Consider the following 22,356-nt stretch of genomic DNA (forward strand, 5'->3'; position numbering starts at 1 on the left):
AGCTTTTTTTGAAATACTGTATTATTTTAAGTTTTCTATTACCGTCTAAAATCCGACCTGCACGCCAAACTGGAATGACCTGGCTGCCGGGTACTGACCATAATCAATACCATTGGTCAGCGTGGTATTCTTGGACCCAATCTCCGGGTCCCATCCATCATAACCGGTAATGGTCAGCAGATTCTGGGATGAAATATATACCCTGAAACTGCTGATAGCGCCTTTGGTAACAGACTGTAGTACACTGTTGGGAATAGTATATCCTACAATGATGTTCTTCAGGCGCAGGTAAGAGCCGTCTTCTATCCAGCGGTTGGAAGGCCGTACATTCTGGTTGGGGTCGCCGCTCACAGCACGGGGTATATTGGTATTGGTATTGGAAGGTGTCCATGCCCTCAGCACAGCCGTACCGGAACCAAATAAACGGGCCATCCCTTCACTGATAATGCGGGCAGCATTGAAAATCTTGTTGCCCTGTACGCCCTGCAGGAAAAGGGAGGCATCGAAGTTCTTGTATTTCGCGCCATAATTAAGTGCATAGGAAAACTTAGGCAGGTAACTGCCAAGGAACGTACGGTCGGCATCGGTAATCTTTTCATCGCCGTCAAGGTCTGCAAACTTCAGGTCGCCGGGAGCGGTGCCCGGAGCCTGTGTGGGGTTCTTGGTAACCTCATCGGCTGTTTGGAAAATGCCGGTCACTATATATCCGTAATACGATTGTATGGCCTGTCCTGCCTTTGTACGGGTAATAGCTGTACCACCACCAAAGTCCTGGTCGCCCCCCTGATCAATAGTCGCTGTTTCCGTATTCAGGCTAAGTACTTTATTCCGTATAAAGCTGATGTTACCGGTGATGTTCCAGGTAAATTCACCCTGTGTCTGGTTATACCCTGCCTGGAATTCCAGTCCATTATTTCTCATGGAAGCAACGTTGGCCAGTACCCCTACCCCATTAAAGCCAAAGGAAGGCGGTGTAGGTACATTCAGGATCAGGTTATCGGTTTTGCGGGTAAAATATTCGGCCGATAAAGTGATCCTGTTATTCAGTAATCCCAGGTCAAGGCCAATATTCAGTTGTTTGGTCTTTTCCCATTCGAGGTCGGCATTGCCCAGGGCATTGTAATAAGAGGCATTACCGGTGGAGTTCACGTTATTGAATGGATAGGTGGCCCCATTGGCAAATACGGTTACCTGCCAGGGATAGTCATTATTCAGGGCGGCCACTGCATTCAGACCTGTAACACCATAACCCGCCCGTACTTTTAACTCAGAAATATAAGGAGCCGTACGCATGAACTGTTCCTGGTCTATCCGCCATCCCACAGAGGCGGAGGGGAAATTGGCATATTTCTTACCCGGCGCCCACAGGGATAATCCATCCCGGCGGATAGCTGCGCTTAGCAGGTACTTACCGGCATATTCATAATTCACCCGGCCTACCATGGATTGCAGGAAGTTTTCACTGCGCGTGGAAACATAGCTCACATTGGTGGCGCCCCGCAATACTTCAATAGCATTGCTGTTCTGGTTACCGAAAGCGTTCTCTGTAGAACTCTTGGTACTCTGTACTTCAAATACGCCTACCGCATTGATATGGTGCTCACCAAAGGTTTTATCGAAAGTCAGCTGTTCTGTAAATAAGGTGGTAGTAGAGGAGTTGCGCATATCCCGGATAGTGGCTACAGCCGCATTACGCCCCTTGTCGTTGAAGATGGGACTAAACTGGTGCTGGAACAGGTTCACATAATCTACCCCGAAGGTAGAGCGGAATTTAAGCCAGGAAGTAAAGTTGATCTCCAGGAAAGCCGTACCCAGCACTTTCACTGTTTTATTGGTAGCATCGCCCAGCAGTTCCGCATCTTCTATGGGATTCGTGGGATCCGCACCGTCAACACTGTTTTCCGCGTTGCGGTATCCGCCCAAGGTGGTGGGATCATATACCGGCAGGTAAGGCAGGTTGCGGATAACATTTACCAGGCGGGTCCTGTTACCGGATGTATTGTCATAACGTTGTTGGGAGTAAGAAATGAACAGGTTCTCACCAAAGGTGAATACTTTACTAATGGCATGGTCGGAATTGATGCGGAAGTTGCCCCGTTCATAATTCACGCCCCGTGCAATACCATCCTGCTTAAAGTAACCGGCAGAAGCAAAGAAGCGGGAAACATTGTTACCGCCGCCCAAAGAGAGGTCATGCTGGGTAATAATACCGTTTTTAAAATAAGCATCCTGCCAGTCAGTATTCGTTTGCGCATAGGTTTGGGTAGTACCGTCATAAATAGGTTGGTTAAAGTTGGCTGCTTCTAGCCGGGGTGGTCTGCCGATACCGGCCGCTCCATTCAATGCCCGTTCATATTCCAGGTATTGAGCGGTATTCAGCAGGTCTATTTGTTTCCAGGCACTTTGGGTACCTATATACGAGTCCAGGTTAACACGTAGCTTGCCATCCCGTCTGCCCTTTTTGGTGGTGATGAGGATGACGCCATTGGTAGCCCTGGAGCCATAGATAGCAGCAGCGCTGGCATCTTTCAATACTTCTACCGATTCAATGTCCCGGCTGTTGAAGTTGCTGAGGTTGCCGGTAGGGAAACCATCAATCACATACAACGGATCAGAAGCAAAGCTGATGGAACTGATACCCCTGATGCGCACAATAGGCGTAGTGCCCGGTTCACCATTGTTGGTGACCGTAAGCCCTGCCACACGTCCCTGCAGGGCAGATTCCACACTGGCCACCGGCAGTTCGGCAATGGTTTTACCGCTTACAGAAGCAATGGCCCCTGTTAAAGAGCTGCGACGCTGTGTACCATAACCCACAATGATCACCTCATTCATATTGATCATTTCGGCTTGCAGCGTTACAGCCACCTCATTCTCCTGCCCTACTACCACGGAAAAGGACTTGTAACCCACCATAGAAAACAGGAGCGTCTCCCCTACGTCTGCATTGATAGAAAAAGTACCCTCCAAATTGGTAGAGGTACCCTTGGCAGTCCCTTTTACAACTACCGAAACCCCGGGCAATCCTTCCCCTTTCTCATTGGTTACTTTTCCCGTTATTATTTTAAAAGGTATTTCATGGGTAGCCTCCGGTCTATCCATGGATCCTTCCTCATAAAAAGCAATGTTTACACCCACACCATCGCCCTTACGCATCAGCACCACCTGGGTGCCGGATACCTGGTAACAAATATTCAGGGGCTGGAGTAATCCATCCAGCACCTCGCCCAGGCGGCGGTCACGGGCTACAACAGATACTTTTTGACGGGTTGGAATACGCTGGGCGCTGTAGACGAACTTGATCCCGGCGAGCTTACTGATCTCACCCAGGACAATTTTTACTTCCTTCTGCTCGGCAATAAGATTGATCTTTTTGTCCAATACCTCCTGCCCGTTGGTGGGGTTGGCATATATGACTACCTGGAGTGTGGTAATCATCAATAATGGCAGCAGTCCTATTCTCATAAACCCGTAAATTAACTGGTAAACGAGCTGTTTTTTCATATTTTTGCAGTGTTTGGTTAAAGCAAATCGGTTTAATCAAAACAGGTCCCCGCACGCATTCAGTGGCTGTGGGGCTAAGAATCGGGGCTGATATTGTTCGCAGCAATACCGGCCCTTTTTATTTTGAGCTATTAGCTGTTAGCCTTTAGCTGTTAGTGTAAACATCTATTGACATCCATTGGATTGGATCACCACCTGTCCGTCAATCACTTCATACGAAGCGCCGATGGCGCTGCATATCAGGTCCAGCTTGTGGTAAAAAGTTTCGTTCCTCAGATCGGCCGTCACCGTACATTTCTCAAACAGCTCACTATCGTACACAATACTGATGCCATAGGCCTTACTCAGTTCATTGAATACACCGATAAGACCGGCTTCCTCATATTCCATCTTCTGCTCCTTAACGCGGGGTATTATCAGCAGCGGATCATCCAGCAATACTTTCTGGAATTTCTGCGCTGTTTTTTCATACACCAGCTGCTGGTTGGGCGTTAAGATCACCTCGCCGGGTTTATGATCAGTAGCACTGCGGCGGGTATTGGTAACGGCCTGTGAATACACAGTGACCTTACCGGTACGCACAATAACCTGTATGGTAGTATCTTTTTCAAAGGAGCGTACGGTAAAGCTGGTGCCCAATACTTTGGTCACGATCTCATTGGCAAATACCCGGAAAGGGCGGTCAGGGTTTTTGGTTACTTCAAAGAACGCTTCACCCGACAAATACACATCACGGGTAGCCGAGCTGTCGAAGTGATTGGCATACCCTACCCGGCTTCCCGGCGCCAGGGAAATGGCACTTCCATCAGGCAATGCTATAGTAATGGGTTTATCAGAGGTATTTACATTCTCTATGAGCTGACGGGAGGCTGTCATTTTTTCCCAGGTAAAGGATGCTGCGGCAGTGCCCCTGCCGGAGAAAAAATACAAGCCACCTGTTACACAAGCCACTAACACGGCAGCCGCTACTGTATACCAGGTACGCCACTTTACCCGGTTTACGGTTCTCACCGGGGCTTCTGCAGGTTGCTGACGGATGGTTTGCAATAAGCGCGCTGTTTCCTGCTCTATTTCCGGCTCCGTAAGCACCGGCGGGGCGATGTATACAGATTCCAGTATGCTCCGCGCCTCCGCTACCAGCAGGTGTTTATCAGGATTCCTGGTAAGCCAGGCATGCCAGGCAGCTTCATCTTCCGGACGCCGTTCATACACCCAGCGTATAAAGTCCTCATCCATAACGAAGTCCGTAATATCGAACAAGCGATAATCTTTCATGCCTGGAGGTTGTTGTAATAAGAAGTTCCGCGGATGGAGAAAATCTACTGGGAAAATGGAAAGTTTTTTTGGAACTATTTCGTCAGGTACTCTGCGTGCCAGAGGCCATGCAGCTTTTGTAAGGCTTCGTGTAAGAGGTTGTATACTGATTGGCGGCTGATGTTCATGAGATCAGCGATCTGTCCATGGTCAAGACGTTGATAGAATTTCAGGTAGATGACCTCATGCTGCCGTTTGGAGAGTTGCTGCAGGATGTTACGGAGAGCCGCCGCCTTTTCCTCGGATACCTGTTTTTCAATGATGAAACGCTCCACGGAAAACTCCTGGTAGAAATCATAGCTCTCCTGCCCGTCAAGGGTATCCGTCTTATACACTTTCCGGTGCAACGATTTGAGTACCTTATTTTTAGCGGCCCGTAGAAGATAGTACCTCAGAGAAAGTATGGGTGCGGCAGTGTCCCTTCGCTGCCAGAGGCTGATAAAGACTTCCTGTATGCAATCCTTGATCAGTCCCTCATCTTTTGTAAAGCGGGAAGCGTAGCTATACAGGTCTGTATAGTACTTCTTCATCAGCGCGGCAAGAGCCTGCTCGTCGCTGCATTGCAAACGTTGCAGCCAGTCTTGGTCTGCTTGTGCATCATTCTCAGACATTAGCAATCACCTGGTTAGTGAGGACGTGGTATACAATATTAACACATAAACCATATACGAAATCCAGTCTATAGAATAACACTTATCAACTGCTGTTGCAAAAACAAGTTTTGTATGTCTGGCAGACAAGCAGTCTTTCATTAGGAAGCACGGTTTATTATATAATGACATTCGCATCCGGGCGCCTGCTCGACACATGTTAAAAAAACACCGATAAATGCTAAAAATGTATCAGTAGAAGGCGAGTGGCGAGTAGTAAATGGCGAGTGGACGTTTGCTTCGCTGGTCAAAGGCCCACTTGCCACTCGCCACTTACCACTAGCTTTTCTAACAACAAAAAAGGGTGAACTGCCATTGGAAGGCGATCCACCCTTTGTATTGAAAACGTTTGATTCTATTTTACATAGCCCAGGATCTTGAGCATGCTTTGAGCAGTTTGCTCTTTGGCATAGACCCAATCCACCAGCTTACCATTTTTATCGTGTCCCACGATAACGTGTTTGGGCGAAGGGATGAGGCAGTGCTTGATACCGCCGTAGCCGCTGATCTGGTCCTGGTAGGCGCCGGTATGGAAGAACCCTAAATACAAAGGTTCTCCGTTATTTATTTTGGGCAGGAACACTTCATTAACGTGCTCTTCAGAATCGTAATAATCGTGGCTGTCGCAGGTTATACCGCCCAGCACTACCCGCTGGTATTCCTGGTCCCATTTATTAATAGGCAGCATGAGGAACTTCTCTCCGATACCCCAGGTATCCGGTAGCGTGGTGATAAAAGAAGAATCGATCATATACCAGGTTTCCCGGTCATTCTGCATCTTCTGGCCAATCACACTGTAAATATGCGCCATGCTCTCTCCTACCGTATAACTGCCAAACTCTGTAAAGATGTGCGGCATCGGTACGTTGTTCTTCTTACAGGCTTTCTTGATATTGCCAATGATCTCGTTGATCATGAACTGGTAATCATATTCAAAGCCCAGGGAATGCTTGATAGGGAAACCACCGCCGATATTGATGGAGTCCAGTTCGGGGCAGATCTTCTTCAGTTGGCAGTACAGGTTGATGACTTTATTGAGCTCACTCCAGTAGTAGATATCATCTTTAATACCCTTGTTGAGGAAGATGTGGAGCATCTTTAACTGGAACCGGTCTTCATTGCCTTCAATCTTGTCTACATAGAACTCCAGTACGTCCCTGGCACGGAAACCCAGGCGGGAAGTATAGAACGGGAAAGTAGGTTCTTCTTCTGCAGCTATCCGTATACCCAGTTTGAAAGGTACCTTAACCGACTTTTTATATTGTTGCAGCTCATCCTTATTATCCAGGATGGGTACTACATTCTTAAACCCTGTATTCAATAAGCTGGCTATACGGCTGGTATAGGTCTTTTGCTTATAACCATTACAGATGATGAACGTGTCCTTGTTGATCTTTTTCTTCTCATACAGCTTCTTAATGATCTCTATGTCGTAAGCGTAAGAGGTTTCCAGGTGAATATCGTGCTTCAGGGCTTCTTCCACCACGAACGAGAAATGAGAACTCTTGGTACAATAACAATAATTGTACTCTCCCTCGTACCGGTGCTTTTTGATGGCATTGGCAAACATCTTCTTGGCCTTTCTGATCTGCATGCCGATCTTGGGCAGGTAGGTCAGCTTCATGGGCGTACCATACTTATCAATGAGCCCCTTCACATCAAGACCATTAAAAAAAAGATTGTTGTCTTTTGTTTCAAACCCTTCCTGTGGAAAGTTAAAGGTTTGCGTCACCAGGTCGGTGTACGAGTTGTTCATGAACTGATTCTGGCTGATGGCAGTGAATTTAAAAAGTTAGCAAAAAAACACACCGTTCAAAAAAAGTATACAAAAGTAATAGTTTGACTGATTTTACAAACAAAAACATTACCGGTTTGGAAGTTGGGACCTCGAACAGCCAAAAAAAAGCCGGGTGTTGTTGAACACCCGGCTTGTATGTTACGTAAACGTTAAGCGGCTTATTTTACAGAAGCAACCAACAGCTTGAAGGTCTCCGGCTCATTCATGGCCAGATCGGCCAGTACTTTACGGTCGAGGGTGATCCCTTTCTCGTTCAGCTTGTGAATGAAAACAGAGTAAGTAAGGCCTTCCGGACGAACGGCGGCGTTGATACGGGCGATCCACAGTGCGCGGTATTCCCTTTTCTTCAGCTTACGGCCTACATATCTGTATTGCAGACCTTTTTCCAATACGTTTTTGGCAACGGTATATACGTTTTTACGTTTGCCATAAAAGCCCTTGGCTTGTTTTAAAATCCTTTTGCGGCGTGCCCTGCTTGCTACAGCATTTACTGAACGTGGCATATCTTAATAAGTTTGAAGTTAAAGTTGATAGTTTAAACGGCCGGGTTCCTATTTCAGCCTCAGGAGACGTTTTACGAAATCCAGGTTGGCTTTGTGCACGATACCATCTTTACCCAGGGCACGTTTACGCTTGTTGGACTTTTTGGTCAGAATGTGGCGTTTGAAAGACTTCTGGTGAGTGATTTTACCGGTGCCGGTTACTTTGAACCTTTTCTTGGCACTGGAGTTTGTTTTAACTTTAGGCATTTTTACACCTTTAATTGTTACACCCTGCTGGCGCCCCCGATCCTCCGGGGAACTTTTTGGGCCTTGTGGGCAATATAGCTTCTACTCTCTCAAAAGAATAAAAACTGAAAATGGAGCGCAAAGGTACGGAAAGATGTGCTCTTAAAGAAGGAAAACAGGCAAAACTACCCAACTTTTCCCTATTTATTGATTCTCAGCCCTGAAGCCTCCTACTTTGAGACTTCTGGAATATATTGAAACCCTTATCTTTAACCCTCATATTTCCTGCACACATGAAAAATACACTGCGGTTCCTTGCTTTTGCTATTCTCCTGCTCCATCTGTTTAGTTGTAACAAAACCCGCTCCGGCAAACCCCGGATCCTGGTTTTCTCCAAAACCACCGGTTACCGGCATGCTTCCATCCCCCAGGGCGTTACTGCCATTATGAAACTGGGCCAGGAAAATGGTTTTGAGGTAGACACGACTGAAGATGCTGATCTTTTTACGGAAGACTCCCTGGCCAAGTATGCTGCTGTGGTGTTCCTCCATACCACCGGCGACCTGCTGAACCAATACCAGGAAGCCGATTTTGAACGCTATATCCAGTCTGGCGGCGGCTACGCAGGCATCCATGCTGCTGCCGACGCGGAGTACGACTGGGGCTGGTATGGCCGGCTGACCGGCGCTTATTTTGAGAGCCATCCCGAACAACAGGTGGCTAAGCTGCTGGTAAAAGACTCCACGAATATTGCCACCAAACACCTCCCCCACGTATGGGAAAGGAAAGATGAGTGGTACAATTTCAAAAACCTGAACCCTGATGTGCATGTACTGCTCACGATAGATGAAAAGAGCTACCAGGGTGGTAAAAACGGCGATCATCATCCCATGGCCTGGTACCATGACTTTGATGGCGGCCGCTCTTTTTATACCGAACTGGGCCATACAGACGAGTCCTTCGTGGAAGAGAATTTCCTCAAGCATCTCCTGGGCGGTATTCAATATGCCATCGGCAAGAATTATAAGCTGGATTACTCCAAAGCCAAATCACTCCGCACCCCGGATGAAGACCGGTTTACCAAAACGGTACTGGCGCAGGGTGAGTTCTTTGAGCCCACCGAAATGACCATCCTCCCCAACCTGGATATATTGATTGCCCAACGGCGCGGCGAACTGATGCTGTATAAGAACAAGGATTCTGGTTCCCATATAAAACAGGTTGGGTTCCTCAATGTATACCACAAGGCTGAGGTGCCTAATGTGAATGCCGAAGAAGGCTTCATGGGCTTACAGGCGGACCCTAATTTTGAAAAGAACCACTATATCTACGTATTCTATAGTCCCAAAGACACATCGGTCAACCGTCTCTCCCGTTTCAAATTTGAAAATGATACGCTCGATATGAAGTCGGAGCACATCATTCTCCAGTTCTATTCCCAACGGAATATATGCTGCCATACCGGCGGCTCTATCGCATTCGGACGGGAAGGCAATGAACTGTTCGTATCTACCGGCGACAACTCTACTCCCTTTGATGAGCCCAAACAGCCCTACGTGAATCATGGGTTTGGCCCATTGGACGATCGCGCCGGACATGAGCAATACGATGCCCGCCGCTCTTCCTCCAATACCAACGACCTGCGGGGCAAGATCCTGCGGATAAAGCTGAAAGAAGACGGCTCGTATGAAATACCGGAAGGCAACCTGTTTGCCAAAGGAACGCCCAACACCAAACCGGAGATCTATGTAATGGGCAACCGCAACCCTTACCGGATATCCGTAGACAAGAAAAATAATTACCTGTACTGGGGAGAAGTAGGTCCGGATGCCAATAACGACAGCCTGGACACACGCGGTCCCCGTGGTTATGATGAAGTGAACCAAGCCCGCAAAGCCGGTTATTTCGGCTGGCCATTGTTTGTAGGCAATAATTACCCTTACAGGGCTTATGATTATGCCACCGGCAGTTCCGGACAGCCTTATGATCCTGCCAAACCGGTGAATAATTCACGCAATAATACCGGTCTCCAGGAACTGCCGCCTGCTCAGCCTGCCTTTATCTGGTATCCTTATGGCAACTCCAAAGATTTTCCACAGGTAGGCACCGGCGGCCGTAATGCGATGGCAGGCCCTGCTTATTATACAGACATGTTCCCGGAAGCTACCCGCCTGCCTGCGTATTATGACAATAAGGTATTTGTGTATGACTGGATACGCGGATGGATAAAGGCCGTAACGCTGAAACCCAATGGCGACTTTGATAAGATGGAACCTTTCATGGAGCATACGAAGCTCAACTCGATGATCGATTTTGAGGTAGGCCCCGATGGCCGGTTGTATATGCTGGAATATGGTACCGGCTGGTTCAGCAAGAATGCTGATGCCGGCATTTCGCGTGTTGATTACAATGGCGGCAACAGGGCGCCTAAGATAGACAGCCTGCAGGTAAATAAAGTATCCGGCGCGCTGCCTTTGGCACTTACCGCTACCGTGAAAGCGACAGACCCGGAGAAAGATAAGCTGATCTATACCTGGCATATCGGCGACTCTACAAAAGAAACGACTGAGCCGAAGCTGGAATATACGATCACTAAACCCGGTGACTATGCTGTTTCAGTAGAAGTAAGTGATGACAAGCAGGCAACTGCCAAAAGCAGCGTGGAGAATGTGTATGCCGGCAATGAAGCCCCTTCAGTAAGTATCACCCTGCCGGGCAACAAGAGCTTCTATTTCCCCGGCAAACCTATACAGTATAGTGTTACCATTGCAGACAAGGATGATACTGCCCAGGCAAAAGACCTGAGTAACCTGATCGTTTCGGCCGACTACGTGGAAGGCAGCGACCGGGCGGGCGCCTCCCAGGGACACCAGGTGCTTACAGAAGCTACGATGGGCAAGAACCTGATGTTATCGCTGGATTGTAAAACCTGTCACAAGACAGATGAGAAGTCGATCGGTCCTTCTTTCCTGGATGTAGCCAAACGGTATGAAAAAGACCCCAACGCGGTGTCTTACCTGGTAGACAAGATCATTAAAGGTGGCGGAGGCGTATGGGGCGAAGTGGCGATGGCTGCGCATCCCAATCTGAAGGAAGCCGACGCCCGCCAGATCGTTACCTGGATACAGTCGCTCACGGCTACGACACAAAACAAAAAGTCCCTGCCTGCTACCGGCACTGTACAGCCTACACTGGGCAAACCGGAAAAAGATAATGGCGTTTTGTACCTCTCTGCCAGCTATACCGACAAAGGAGGTAATAATATCAAGCCGCTCTCGGGTAATGATGTGGTGACCCTGCGCAGTCCCAAAGTCACTTTCCGGCGAGTAAAGAAGATGGATAAGTACACGGGAGAAAATATGAATGGCACGCGCCTGATGATCGCGCCCAAAGCAGCAGGCTGGTTTGTATTGGAAAATATTGACCTTACCGGCATTACCGGCGCCACCCTCCAGTTGGTGTGGTCAAAGCCCGCTCAATCGGGTTACAGTTTTGAGCTGCGTCTTGACGCACCCGACGGCCAGCAACTGGGCTCCTTCACCTTGCCCGGCGGCGGACAGGCAGCCAATGAGAAAACACCATTTATCAGCAAAGCCCTGACCTCCCCCTTTGCAGCAGTAACAGATGGTAAAAAGCATAACCTGTACATTGTAAGCAAACCAACCGATGCCGCTGAGCCCAACCAGGTAGCTGTGCAGTGGATACAGTTTAAATAATTTCGGGTTTAGGGTTTAGGGTTCCGGGTTGCTCCGCGGTTCTAACTTTCTAACTAAAATACAAGCGGCTGTCTCTTTTGGGAGACAGCCGCTTTTTTGCAAGGACACCCGTAGTATCTCTTGTTGTTTATTGTTTCAATAGCCGGATGGTCTTGCCATTGACCAGCACCAGGTAAGTACCGGCTGAAAAGCCGCTGATGTCTATATCGGTAATGCCTGCCTGTATAGCTTGCGTTTTTACCAATTGTCCGGCCAGGCTGTACATACTTACCGTACCCGGGTTGTTGACACTGATCGTAATATGGCCCTTTGCAGGATTGGGATAGATCAATATGACTTCTACTTCTACCGACTGGGACAAGATGACAATACGGCTATGTTCATGCCTGCCATCCATATCCGTCATTCTCAAACGATAGTACGCCCGTTGTTGAGACTGCGGCAAGTTATAGGTGTAATAACTATTGCTTCCTTTGGCTGCCACTGTGGCTACTGCCTGGTAGCTGATGCCATCCGTACTTTTTTCTACCGTAAAGTATTGGAAGTTCACTTCGTCGGCTGTATGCCATTGCAGGTAGGCCATCCCCTCCTGCAGTTTACCCGTAAACGATACCAGTTTTACGGGCAGGGCGGCCGATACCCATTCCAATGCGCCTATATCAATGCGTGCTCCGAAAATACGCATATTGCCATAGCTGTCGGTACGCGGCAGGCCAAGGCCGGTAGTATCGGGTATACCTGCATCTATGATGGCGCTGGTTGCTTTCATGCGCATCCCATCGTCGCTGGTACCCCATAAGCCATCTGCGCCGGCAGGATCGGCACTATTTACAAAGGGATCGGTAGTGCTTTGTATGTTACCAGTACCGGTTATGAGGTCTTGCGTATAGTTATAAGAAAACAAAGGGACAGATGATCCGTAAACATAGCTGTCATTGCTGGTGGGGGCGGTATTATTCCAGCATATGGTGTTAATGATCTTCGTGTTGGAAGAGAAATGTGCTAATGCCCCACCAGCATTATTGGCCTGGTTGCCTGCAATGGTACAATTGATCAGCGCCACCGCACTGTTGTATTCATTGCATACGGCACCGCCCTCGTAGGCTATATTGCCGATGAAGGAACAGTTGCGCAGCACGGTGGACGAGTTACCGTTATTAACAGCACCTCCCCTACTACCCTTATTGCCTATGAAAATGCAGTTATTGACCGTAGGAGAAGAATTATAATTATACATACCTCCTCCCTCTGAATGATAATCTCCTCCTGTAATGATAAAGCCATCCAATACAGCAGCGGCTGTTAAATTATTACCCCAGTTCTCGATCACCTTGTAGTGGTTGCCTTTCAAAATACTGTTGTGCCCGGCTGCCAGGTTGCGTTGGGCAAGGCTGGTTTCTGTTCCGGCAAGGCCTCCATACATTTTCACGCCTTCCACCATCCTGAATGGAGTACCGATCGCAGGCTGATAGGTACCTGTTGCCACCCATATTTGTTTGATGGTATTATTCTGGCGCGCGGCTTGCAGGGCAATAGAAAGATCAGTCAAAGACGCATTCCAGCTTCTGCCATCATCGGTGGCAACACTGCTCCGGCCGGCGTTTACATATAACACACCCTGCACATCGGCTGTATAATCAAATGTTTCATAGACGCCGGCATCTATAGCGGCGCCGTAGATACGGGGAATGCCGAGGATATCAACAAGGGGCAATCCCAGTCCTGCAGTATCTGTTGTTCCTGCATTGATGGCGGTGCTTCCTGCTAACAGGCGCAGGCCATCATCGGTGGTTCTCCAGGTACCATCTGCTCCGGCCGGACTGGCACTGTTTACAAAGGGATTAGTGGCGCCTGTTATATTGCCGGCGAAAGAAGTTTGTGTATAACAATGCGTGATGGTATTGCCATCAGTGTTCATGATATTGATGTCGGCGCCTGCCGGCGCCGTATTATTCCAGAACACACAATTGGTAACTTTTGCTGCGGAGCCTGAGAGATGCAGGGCTCCTCCCATGGCGGTGGCAGCATTACCGGAAAAGGTGCAATTGGTAATGACGGGACTGGAACCGTCATTTTGTATGGCAGCTCCATAACCACCTGTGTTGTTGGCAAAAATACAGTTACGGATAACAGGATTACTTCCGCCATTGTACATACCGCCCCCAAAGTACATATCGTTGCCGGTGAATATACAGTTGCTCACAGTAGGCGACGAGGGGTGATTGCTCATTCCTCCGCCGGTTATGATAAAGCCGTCGAGCAAGGAGGCCATTGTGAGGTTGCTGGTATTGTCAATGACGCGGTTGGTGTTCCCTTTCAGAATGCTCTGTTGCAGTGCTGCCAGATTGCGTTGCGATAAAGCAGTTTCTGTAGCTGCAAAACCGCCGTATATTTTCAATCCTTCCACCATGCTGAAGGAAGTTCCGGCAAGGGGTTGATAGGTTCCTTTGGCTATCCAAAGTTGCTTGATGGCACTATTCTGACGCGCAGCCAACAGGGCCGCCGGCAGATCGGCCGTTGCGGTGCTCCAGCTTTTACCGTCTGCCACTGTGCTGTTGACCTTACTGCTGTCAATATAGATGATACCAGCCGCATCGGGATCGGGAATGGTATACTCATAAGCGCCCATATCGATGGCAATACCGCTTACCCGCGCTTTCTCCCTGATATCATTCGCTGGCAAACCAAGACCTGCTATGCTGGGCGTGCCTCCATTGATAGCTGTACTGACCACCAGTAAACTCAACCCATCATCTGCCGTTTGCCAAATGCCGTCTGCACCGGCAGGACTGACAGCATTGGAAAATGGATTGCCTGCGCCTTGTATATTACCAGCGCCGGCAAAAGCGTTTTGTGTATAACAATAAGTGATGGAATTGCCATCGGTGCTCATGATATTGATGTCGGCACCTGCCGGCGCCGTATTGTTCCAGAACACGCAGTTGGTGACTTTTGCTGCGGAGCCTGAAAGGTGCAGGGCCCCTCCCATAGCGGTGGCGTTATTGCCTGCAAAGGTGCAATTGGTAATGACGGGGCTGGAACCGTCATTTTGTATGGCAGCTCCATAGCCGCCTGTGTTGTTGGCAAAAATACAGTTACGGATAACAGGACTGCTCCCGCCATTGTACATACCGCCCCCAAAGTACATATCGTTGCCGGTGAATATACAGTTGCTGATGGTAGGCGACGAGGCGTTATTGCTCATTCCTCCACCGGTTATGATAAAGCCGTCGAGCAAGGAGGCCGTTGTGAGGGAATTGCTGCCGTTGTCAATAACGCGGCTATTGTTGCCTTTTAATATACTGTTCTTTTGCGCGGCCAGGTTACGCTGGGCCAGGGCCGTTTCCGTTCCGGCGAAGCCACCGACTATTTTCTTTCCCTCCACCATGCTGAAAGATTGGCCGCTCAGCGGCTGGTAGGTTCCTTTTGCTACCCATAGTTGTTGTACCGCCGGGTTGATGCGGGCTGCATACAAGGCGAGGGAGAGATCGGCGGTTGCGGTGCTCCAGCTTTTGCCATTTGCGATGGTGGTGTTTACCTGGCTGCTGTCGATATACACGATACCACCGGCATCCGGTTCGGGTAGGGGAAATTCATACGCACCAATATCAATCGTTCCGGCTGTTATACGTGTAAAATCCAACAAGTCTTTTTCCGGCAATAACCAGGACGAAATGTTTGTTGTTGAACCGGCATTAACGGCTGTACTTCCTATGGCCAGTCTGAGGCCGTCGTCGGAAGTTCCCGCTATGCCATCTGAACCAGCCGGATTGTCACTGTCCGCAAATGGATTATTGCTGCTCACGATGCAATTGGTTCCACCAATATTGGTGGAGGAATAACAGTTTTCGACGAAGTTCCAGTCATCATTGTTGTAGTTGAATATATCCTGCGATACCCCCTGGCTTTCATTTTGCCAGAATATACAGTTGATGATCGTGCCAAGGGACTCTTCGCAGTACAAGGCCCCGCCATTGACAGTACTGGTATTCTTAAGAAATGTACAGTTGTAAATACGGGGTTCCGCATAGTTGTCATTGTATAAGGCCCCGCCCTCAGCGGCGGAATTACTGCTGAAAACGCAATTGACGAGACTATACATAGCCCCCGCCGTACTATAGACAGCACCCCCATTAAGACCGGTATTGCTGTTGAAAATACAATTCCGGATCACCCCGGAGGAGTTGTCCATGTTAATAGCTCCTCCATTATACGAAGCGCCGCCTCCTGCTGTAAGGGTAAAGCCATCCAGCTCGGTAGAATTATCCAGGTTCTTACCCGTGTTGTTAATAATACTCCTGTTGTTGCCTTTTAATATGCTTTTATTGATCGTTGAAAGAATACGCTGTGCCAGGCTGGTTTCTGTACCGGCAAAACCGCCATATATTTTCACTCCATTCTTCATCACATAAGAAGTATTGGAAGCGGGTTGGTAGGTACCCTTCATGACGAACAGACTATCGCCGGAAGTGCAGGCATTGATCGCGGTCTGCAAATTGGTATAGGCGTTGGCCCAACTGGTGCCATTGTTTGCACCGGAACCGGTGGGTTTTACATATCTTTTTGTTTGTGCCTGTCCTGCAAGGTTAATACCGCAGCATAAAAGAATCAGGAATAGTATTCGCGCCTGGGTTGTAGTGCGCCTGCCTGCAGATGCCTGGCGCATTAGGGTGTAGGGAGTCATAAGTGGCGCAAATGTATTCCGGGCAATCCCCCGGAACGAATCCGGCAGGCATTCATTTGTCCCGGTTTATAATACAGGACAAAGTTTAGCAGATAGTACTTAGTAAGCGGTCATCGCCCAAAACCCTGCGCATACTCTACCGGACTTTTGCCGGTGAGTTTTTTGAAGGAGCTGTAGAAAGCGCTGCGGGAGGAGAACCCTGCATCGTAAGCCAGGGCCTCGATGGTATAGCTTTGCATATTCTCCGGCAATACCATCTGTTCTTTAATATGGTTGATACGATAGGTATTGATAAAATCTACAAAGTTGAGCTGGTAATGGCTGTTGAGCAGGGAAGATAATTTATGCGTAGTGATTTCCAGCGCAGCAGCGAGAGAAGCAAGGCTGATATTCTTTTCGGTGTAAGCCTGTGATTCCCGGAGATATTTTTCGAGTTGCCGGCAAAGCCTTTCTGTTCCTGCACTCTTCTGCACGGACAACGTATGCTGCCGGCGGATCTTTGCCAGGGTGTGGGGCTTTATATCGAGCAGAGAGGCTGCATTCTCCAGGGGGAGCCGGTCAATGTAACCCGGATTGGTTTGCATGAAATAGAGGAAACGTTCCTTCGCATTGCCTACCCGGATAATATGCGCCCGCTCCTGTGCATCCTGGTAGTATTTCTGTACAAAGACGCGGAATATGTAATTGAAATCGAAATGTTTTTCAAAGAGGGCAAGCATGACCTCATTGGCCAGCGCTACCAGGCGGGTAGGTTCAATGGCTACGATCCCTTCCCGTGTCGGTTGCAAGCCATACAAACCGGAAATGGAGCTCACAAATTCATTTTCTACCGAAATATAAGTAGTGATCTTTTTACCCTTATGGGTAGCATGCCCCATCAAAGCCCCTTCCAGGATGAAATACATATAGTGGCAACGATCGCCTTCTTCCACCAGCGTATCGCCTTTAGCGAGCTGCAAGGATACCAGGTGCGTATAGAATTCTTCGCGCAGCGCATCGCTGACAGGATAGGCACGGTTGAGCAGGTCAAGTACGATCTCCACATCTTTCCTGGCTGCTTTTCCATGGGTGGTTGGGTACATGGGACAAAATTCGGAATACAGGCTGAGATTTGAAGTCCGGGGGATATTTATTTTCCTGTTACTATAATTATTGGCGTCGCACCGGTGAGCTGCTGCGCCTTTTTGCATACCAATAATCTATTCCCAGTACAACGATGAGTATGACCAGCCCAAAGAATTCACGGGTATCTTCAATCCAGGGCTTCTGGGCTTTCATGGTCTGCGCAATGTTTTCCGCCTGGTGTTCCCTGATCCAATCCAATACCCCATCATCGGTAAAGAACAGGAACACCGCATAGATACTGTAGACCAGGATGCCAATGATATAGGCCCGGGGATAGTAATTGCCCCGGAAGGCCATCCAGCATAATACGGCGCCATAGCCGTAAATAGGGATCCATACATAAGGATCGGGGTCATTGTATTGGAGGGCGGCGCTGAAGACAAACAGTAAACAGAAAAGCAGGTTGAAGATTTTCATGCTGTTAATATACAAATGAAGAAACAAAAATACTCCGCAGGGTCCCTTGCAGGAGACCCTGCGGGGAAGGTTAGATTTTCATGCTGTAATATACAAAGCGGGTGGTAAATGGCGAAGGCCCTTTCCATAAACAATTTCCGGGAGAAAAACAACTACATGTAATACGACTAAAAGGGGCCTTGTACAGCCCTGGCAAGGCAATACTTTTACCCCGTCTAATCAAAAACCACACTCATGAAAAAGCTTTTTTTGCTGCTGCCGCTCCTGCTTACCCTACAGCTTACCCATGCCCAGATACTGAAGCGTATCGGCAGGAATGCACAACGAAAGGTAGAGCAAAAGATTGATCAGAAAGTAGACAAAGCCATTGATGATGCGGTGGATGGCAAGCCGAAAACCAAAAAAGAATCCGGCAAGTCCAATGACGATGCTGCTGGTACGGAAGGGACCGGCAACCAGAGCGGCGGCAATGGCAAGTCTGGCACCCTCAAAAGTTATAGCAAGTTTGATTTTATTCCCGGCGAAAAGATACTGGTGGAAGAAGACTTTTCCCAGGATGCCATTGGTGATTTTCCCGATAAATGGAATACAAACTCTACCGGTGAACTGGTGAATGTAGAAGGTAAAACCGGCAAGTGGCTATCACTGTCCAAAGACGGTGTATTTATGCCGGAATTCATCACTTCCCTGCCGGAGAATTTTACGCTGGAATTTGAAGTGATGTGCAACCCGGAATACAGTTATTATTCTACTCCCTTTCATCTATACATGGCGTCGCTTGCCAACCGGAAAGATTTTCAAGGATACAAGTTTTTAGGTCCTGCCAAAAAGGAAGCCGTGGAAGTATGGGTACACCCTAATGATGCAGGCGGCCAACGCGGGCATTCGGGGTTTGTGGTATGGAATGCCGGTAAAGAGAGTATGGAGAATGAAAGCAGCACGGCGCAGTTCCATAAAAGCAATAATTATGTAAAGGTATCGGTATGGCGGCAGAAACAACGGTTGCGGGTATACCTGAATGAAGAAAAGGTATGGGACGTACCCCGTGCTTTTGATGCAGAGAAGAAATACAATACCCTCCTGTTCATGACCGGCAGAACACATGATGCAAACGACCGCTACCTGGTCCATAACCTGCGGCTGGCTGTGGGCGCTCCTGACACACGTAATAAGCTCATTACAGAAGGGAAGTTTGTCACAAATGGTATTTTATTCGACGTGAACAGTGACCGCATTAAGCCGGAGTCCTATGGCGTGCTGAAAGATATTGCCGGTGTACTGGCAGAGAACAGTACCGTGAAGGTAAAGATCATCGGGCATACGGACAGTGACGGTGACGACAAGTCGAATATGGACCTGTCGAAGCGCCGGGCGGCAGCGGTGAAAACGGCCTTATCCAGGGAATTCAATATTGATGCTGCCCGTATGGAAGCCGATGGCAAAGGAGAGTCGCAACCGGCCGACAAGAACGAAACGCCTACCGGCAAAGCCAATAACAGGCGTGTGGAGTTTATAAAACTATAAATGCAGCAATAAAAAAAGCATCCTGCCCACGCAGCAGGATGCTTTTCGAATATGATCGCAGCGCTTATTGCGCCTCTTTCGTTTCTTTCTTCTTTTGCTTGCCCTTGGGGGAAAGGATCATCAACATACGCTTGCCTTCCAGTTTGGGCATGCCCTCGGGCTGCCCTACTTCGGCCAGGCGCTCAGCAAACTTCAACAGTACGAGCTCGCCCCTTTCCTTGAACATGATGGCGCGACCCTTGAACTGTACATAGGCTTTTACTTTATTGCCTTCCTTGAGAAAGCTTTCCGCATGGCGGGCTTTAAAGTCAAAGTCATGGTCATCTGTACCAGGCGTAAAACGGATCTCTTTTACTTCGGCCGTTTTACTATTGGCCTTCATCTCTTTTTCCTTCTTCTTCTTCTCGTACAGGAATTTATTGTAGTCGATGATTTTACATACTGGTGGATCAGCCTGTGGTGAAATCTCTACCAGGTCAAGTCCCTGCTCCTGTGCCATCTTCTGTGCTTCCTGGGTAGAATATACACCTACTGTTACATTGTCGCCCACCAACCGTACCTGCGGTACGCGGATCATGTGGTTGGTACGATGTTCTTGTTGTTGTTCTTTTCTAAAACGTGGATTGAAATTACCTCTCGGAGGTCTCGGTGGAAATGCCATTTACAATTTTTACGTGAACTAAATTTTTATTTATTGTTTTGTTTTATGGTACGGTTATTAAATATACTAATCTTTTACATATCACTTATTCTCCTTTCCGCGCTTTAATTTCCGCACTTATTTCGGTAATGAACTCTTCGATGCTCTTTACTCCTGCATCCCCTTTTCCCTGCCTGCGGATAGCTACTTTGCCTTCATTCATTTCCTTCTCTCCCACTACCAGCATGTAAGGTACTCTCATAAGCTCGGTATCCCGGATCTTCTTGCCAATCTTCTCGTTGCGGTCATCGACCTCTCCACGAATATCCGCATTTTTCAGGGATTCTAAAATAGAATTTGCATAGGGTAAAAACTTATCGCTGATGGGCAATACTTTCACCTGAACCGGCGCCAGCCAGGCCGGGAATTTGCCCGCATAATGCTCCAGCAGGAAGCCGATGAAGCGCTCATGGGTACCCAAGGGGGCCCGGTGGATGATGAGCGGGGTTTCCGGGGAATTGTCCTTATTGGTGAATTCCAGCTTGAACCGCCGTCCCTGGGCAAAATCCACCTGGTTGGTAGCCAGGGTAAACTCGCGCCCAATGGTGCTCCAGATCTGCACGTCAATTTTGGGGCCGTAAAAGGCGCCCTCATCCGGCACTTCTACATAGGGGATGTTCGATTCTTTCAGTACCTGCCGTACCATTTCCTCGGTTTCCAGCCACAGTTCCGGCTCATTGATGTACTTCTGTCCCAGTTTGGAAGGCTCGTGCAGCGAAAGGCGCATGACATATTTGTCAATGCCAAATATCTTGAAGTACTTGATATACATGTCATTAACAGCCCTGAACTCGTCGGCAAACTGCTCCCGGGTACAATAGATGTGGGCGTCGTTCATGTGCAGGCAACGTACCCGCATGAGGCCAAACAGCTCCCCGCTCTGCTCATAGCGGTAGCAGGTGCCATATTCCGCCAGGCGCAGGGGCAGTTCCTTGTAGCTCCTCGGCTCGGCCGCGAAGATCTTGTGGTGGTGCGGACAGTTCATCGCCTTCAGGTAGTATTTCTGCCCTTCCAGCTCCATCGGCGGGTACATACTGTCCTGGTAATAAGGCAGGTGCCCACTGGTCAGGTACATGCTTTCCTTGGCGATATGGGGCGTTACCACCCTTTTATAACCGCCTTTGAGCTCGGTTTCCTTGGCCAGTTTTTCCAGTTCTTCAATGATGATGGTGCCGTTGGGCAGCCACAGGGGCAGGCCCGGACCTACATCATCATCCATGGTGAAGATGCCTAATTCCTTGCCCAGCTTCCGGTGGTCCCGCTTTTTGGCTTCCTCCAGCAATTGCAGGTATTCATCCAGTTCCTTTTGGGAAGGGAAGGTAACCCCGTAAATGCGGGTCAGCATTTTATTGTTGGCATCGTTCTTCCAGTAAGCGCCGGCAATATTGGTGAGCCTGATCGCCTTGATAGGACCGGTGGTGGGGATATGTGGTCCCCGGCACAGATCGGTAAAGCTACCCTGTGTATAGAAGGTGATCTCTCCGTCGGTCAGGTTGCTCAGGAGGTCCAGCTTGTACTCATCCCCTTTCTCGGTGAAGTATTTAACCGCTTCTGCCTTGGGCATGGCTTTGCGTACGTAGCTGTTGTTCTGTTTGGCCAGCTCGTTCATTTTCTTTTCCAGCTTGCGCAGGTCTTCTTCAGCAATCTGGCGGCCGCCCAGGTCAATATCATAATAGAATCCTTTATCAATAGCGGGTCCTACCCAGAATTTGGCGCCGGGAAACATGTCTTCCACCGCTTCAGCCATGAGGTGGGCCGAAGAATGCCAGAAGGTGCTCTTACCACCATCATCATCCCAGGTGAGGAGTTTCAGCGCTGCATCCTCATAAATAGGCCGTGTGGCATCCCACACCTGTCCGTTCACACTGGCGGCCAGCACTTTTCTGGCCAGCCCTTCACTGATTGATTTGGCGATATCCAAAGCAGTCACCCCTGCTGCATACTCCCGTACTGCCCCGTCTGGTAATGTAATTTTGATCATTGTTATTTATTGCCGTTTCTGTTGTTTTTATAAACTGCGGTATGAGCTTTGCTGTTGATGCTGCCTCAATTAGATGCGTGGTAAACAATGGTATCGGTGAAACCCGTATATTGAGCCCGCATCCGGCTGTCCCATATCCGAAAGACCGCAAATTTAACGAACTTTTGCAGACGAGCACGTACGATATTTATCGTAATAAATTACAATTTTATTAA

13 protein-coding genes are annotated in these 22,356 nt (G+C 48.7%); 2 read left to right on the forward strand and 11 right to left on the reverse strand.

Features of this window, described 5'->3' with window-relative positions; genetic code table 11:
* Window positions 1–45: 45 nt before the first annotated feature.
* The 6 genes from HB364_RS22670 to rpmI all read right to left on the reverse strand — a co-directional run bounded on the left by HB364_RS22670 (window position 46) and on the right by rpmI (window position 8,015).
* A complete protein-coding gene (locus HB364_RS22670) occupies window positions 46–3,465 on the reverse strand; it encodes a TonB-dependent receptor (RefSeq protein ID WP_246228588.1) in 3,420 nt (1,139 codons plus the stop codon).
* 204 nt (window positions 3,466–3,669) lie between these two features.
* Window positions 3,670–4,779 carry a FecR family protein gene (locus tag HB364_RS22675; protein ID WP_167290620.1) on the reverse strand — a complete coding sequence of 370 codons (1,110 nt, stop codon included), beginning with the start codon at window positions 4,777–4,779 and terminating at the stop codon, window positions 3,670–3,672.
* Window positions 4,780–4,853: 74 nt separating this feature from the next.
* Window positions 4,854–5,429, reverse strand: a complete 576-nt coding sequence (locus tag HB364_RS22680) for an RNA polymerase sigma factor (protein ID WP_167290621.1) — start codon at window positions 5,427–5,429, stop codon at window positions 4,854–4,856.
* 394 nt (window positions 5,430–5,823) lie between these two features.
* Window positions 5,824–7,224: a type III PLP-dependent enzyme domain-containing protein gene (locus HB364_RS22685; protein ID WP_167290622.1), complete on the reverse strand. Its 1,401-nt coding sequence runs from the start codon at window positions 7,222–7,224 to the stop codon at window positions 5,824–5,826.
* Between the two features lie 200 nt (window positions 7,225–7,424).
* Window positions 7,425–7,769: a 50S ribosomal protein L20 gene (gene rplT, locus HB364_RS22690; RefSeq protein WP_167290623.1), complete on the reverse strand. Its 345-nt coding sequence runs from the start codon at window positions 7,767–7,769 to the stop codon at window positions 7,425–7,427.
* A gap of 48 nt (window positions 7,770–7,817) precedes the next feature.
* The gene (rpmI, locus tag HB364_RS22695; RefSeq protein ID WP_167290624.1) at window positions 7,818–8,015 is read right to left on the reverse strand and encodes a 50S ribosomal protein L35; all 198 of its coding nucleotides are present in this window, start codon (window positions 8,013–8,015) and stop codon (window positions 7,818–7,820) included.
* A gap of 272 nt (window positions 8,016–8,287) precedes the next feature.
* Here rpmI and HB364_RS22700 point away from each other — a divergent pair, with 272 nt between their 5' ends.
* On the forward strand, window positions 8,288–11,710 hold the full coding sequence (locus HB364_RS22700; protein ID WP_167290625.1) for a ThuA domain-containing protein: 3,423 nt from the start codon (window positions 8,288–8,290) through the stop codon (window positions 11,708–11,710).
* A 127-nt stretch (window positions 11,711–11,837) separates the two neighbouring features.
* On the opposite strand, the gene HB364_RS22705 is transcribed toward HB364_RS22700, so the two are convergent.
* From HB364_RS22705 to HB364_RS22715, 3 genes are all read right to left on the reverse strand, one after another.
* On the reverse strand, window positions 11,838–16,394 hold the full coding sequence (locus HB364_RS22705) for a choice-of-anchor Q domain-containing protein (protein ID WP_167290626.1): 4,557 nt from the start codon (window positions 16,392–16,394) through the stop codon (window positions 11,838–11,840).
* Window positions 16,395–16,504: 110 nt separating this feature from the next.
* Complete coding sequence (locus tag HB364_RS22710; protein WP_167290627.1) at window positions 16,505–17,476, reverse strand: helix-turn-helix domain-containing protein; 972 nt, start codon at window positions 17,474–17,476, stop codon at window positions 16,505–16,507.
* A 67-nt stretch (window positions 17,477–17,543) separates the two neighbouring features.
* A complete protein-coding gene (locus tag HB364_RS22715; protein ID WP_167290628.1) occupies window positions 17,544–17,936 on the reverse strand; it encodes a transmembrane 220 family protein in 393 nt (130 codons plus the stop codon).
* A gap of 234 nt (window positions 17,937–18,170) precedes the next feature.
* Here HB364_RS22715 and HB364_RS22720 point away from each other — a divergent pair, with 234 nt between their 5' ends.
* Window positions 18,171–19,460 (forward strand): OmpA family protein, encoded by a 1,290-nt coding sequence (locus tag HB364_RS22720; protein ID WP_167290629.1) that lies wholly within the window; start codon window positions 18,171–18,173, stop codon window positions 19,458–19,460.
* Between the two features lie 64 nt (window positions 19,461–19,524).
* On the opposite strand, the gene infC is transcribed toward HB364_RS22720, so the two are convergent.
* Both infC and thrS read right to left on the reverse strand, forming a co-directional pair.
* A complete protein-coding gene (gene infC / locus HB364_RS22725; protein ID WP_167290630.1) occupies window positions 19,525–20,121 on the reverse strand; it encodes a translation initiation factor IF-3 in 597 nt (198 codons plus the stop codon).
* A gap of 85 nt (window positions 20,122–20,206) precedes the next feature.
* A complete protein-coding gene (thrS, locus tag HB364_RS22730; RefSeq protein WP_167290631.1) occupies window positions 20,207–22,141 on the reverse strand; it encodes a threonine--tRNA ligase in 1,935 nt (644 codons plus the stop codon).
* Between the last annotated feature and the right edge of the window lie 215 nt (window positions 22,142–22,356).

It is taken from the genome of Paraflavitalea devenefica, assembly GCF_011759375.1.
Lineage (GTDB): Bacteria > Bacteroidota > Bacteroidia > Chitinophagales > Chitinophagaceae > Paraflavitalea > Paraflavitalea devenefica.

Excerpts from the sequence above, each read along its gene's own strand:
- HB364_RS22670 (WP_246228588.1), bottom strand. The coding sequence starts at position 3,465 with ATGAGAATAGGACTGCTGCCATTATTGATGATTACCACACTCCAGGTA.
- infC (WP_167290630.1), bottom strand. The coding sequence starts at position 20,121 with ATGGCATTTCCACCGAGACCTCCGAGAGGTAATTTCAATCCACGTTTT.
- HB364_RS22700 (WP_167290625.1), top strand. The coding sequence starts at position 8,288 with ATGAAAAATACACTGCGGTTCCTTGCTTTTGCTATTCTCCTGCTCCAT.
- rpmI (WP_167290624.1), bottom strand. The coding sequence starts at position 8,015 with ATGCCTAAAGTTAAAACAAACTCCAGTGCCAAGAAAAGGTTCAAAGTA.
- rplT (WP_167290623.1), bottom strand. The coding sequence starts at position 7,769 with ATGCCACGTTCAGTAAATGCTGTAGCAAGCAGGGCACGCCGCAAAAGG.
- HB364_RS22685 (WP_167290622.1), bottom strand. The coding sequence starts at position 7,224 with ATGAACAACTCGTACACCGACCTGGTGACGCAAACCTTTAACTTTCCA.
- HB364_RS22715 (WP_167290628.1), bottom strand. The coding sequence starts at position 17,936 with ATGAAAATCTTCAACCTGCTTTTCTGTTTACTGTTTGTCTTCAGCGCC.
- HB364_RS22710 (WP_167290627.1), bottom strand. The coding sequence starts at position 17,476 with ATGTACCCAACCACCCATGGAAAAGCAGCCAGGAAAGATGTGGAGATC.
- thrS (WP_167290631.1), bottom strand. The coding sequence starts at position 22,141 with ATGATCAAAATTACATTACCAGACGGGGCAGTACGGGAGTATGCAGCA.
- HB364_RS22720 (WP_167290629.1), top strand. The coding sequence starts at position 18,171 with ATGAAAAAGCTTTTTTTGCTGCTGCCGCTCCTGCTTACCCTACAGCTT.
- HB364_RS22680 (WP_167290621.1), bottom strand. The coding sequence starts at position 5,429 with ATGTCTGAGAATGATGCACAAGCAGACCAAGACTGGCTGCAACGTTTG.
- HB364_RS22705 (WP_167290626.1), bottom strand. The coding sequence starts at position 16,394 with ATGACTCCCTACACCCTAATGCGCCAGGCATCTGCAGGCAGGCGCACT.
- HB364_RS22675 (WP_167290620.1), bottom strand. The coding sequence starts at position 4,779 with ATGAAAGATTATCGCTTGTTCGATATTACGGACTTCGTTATGGATGAG.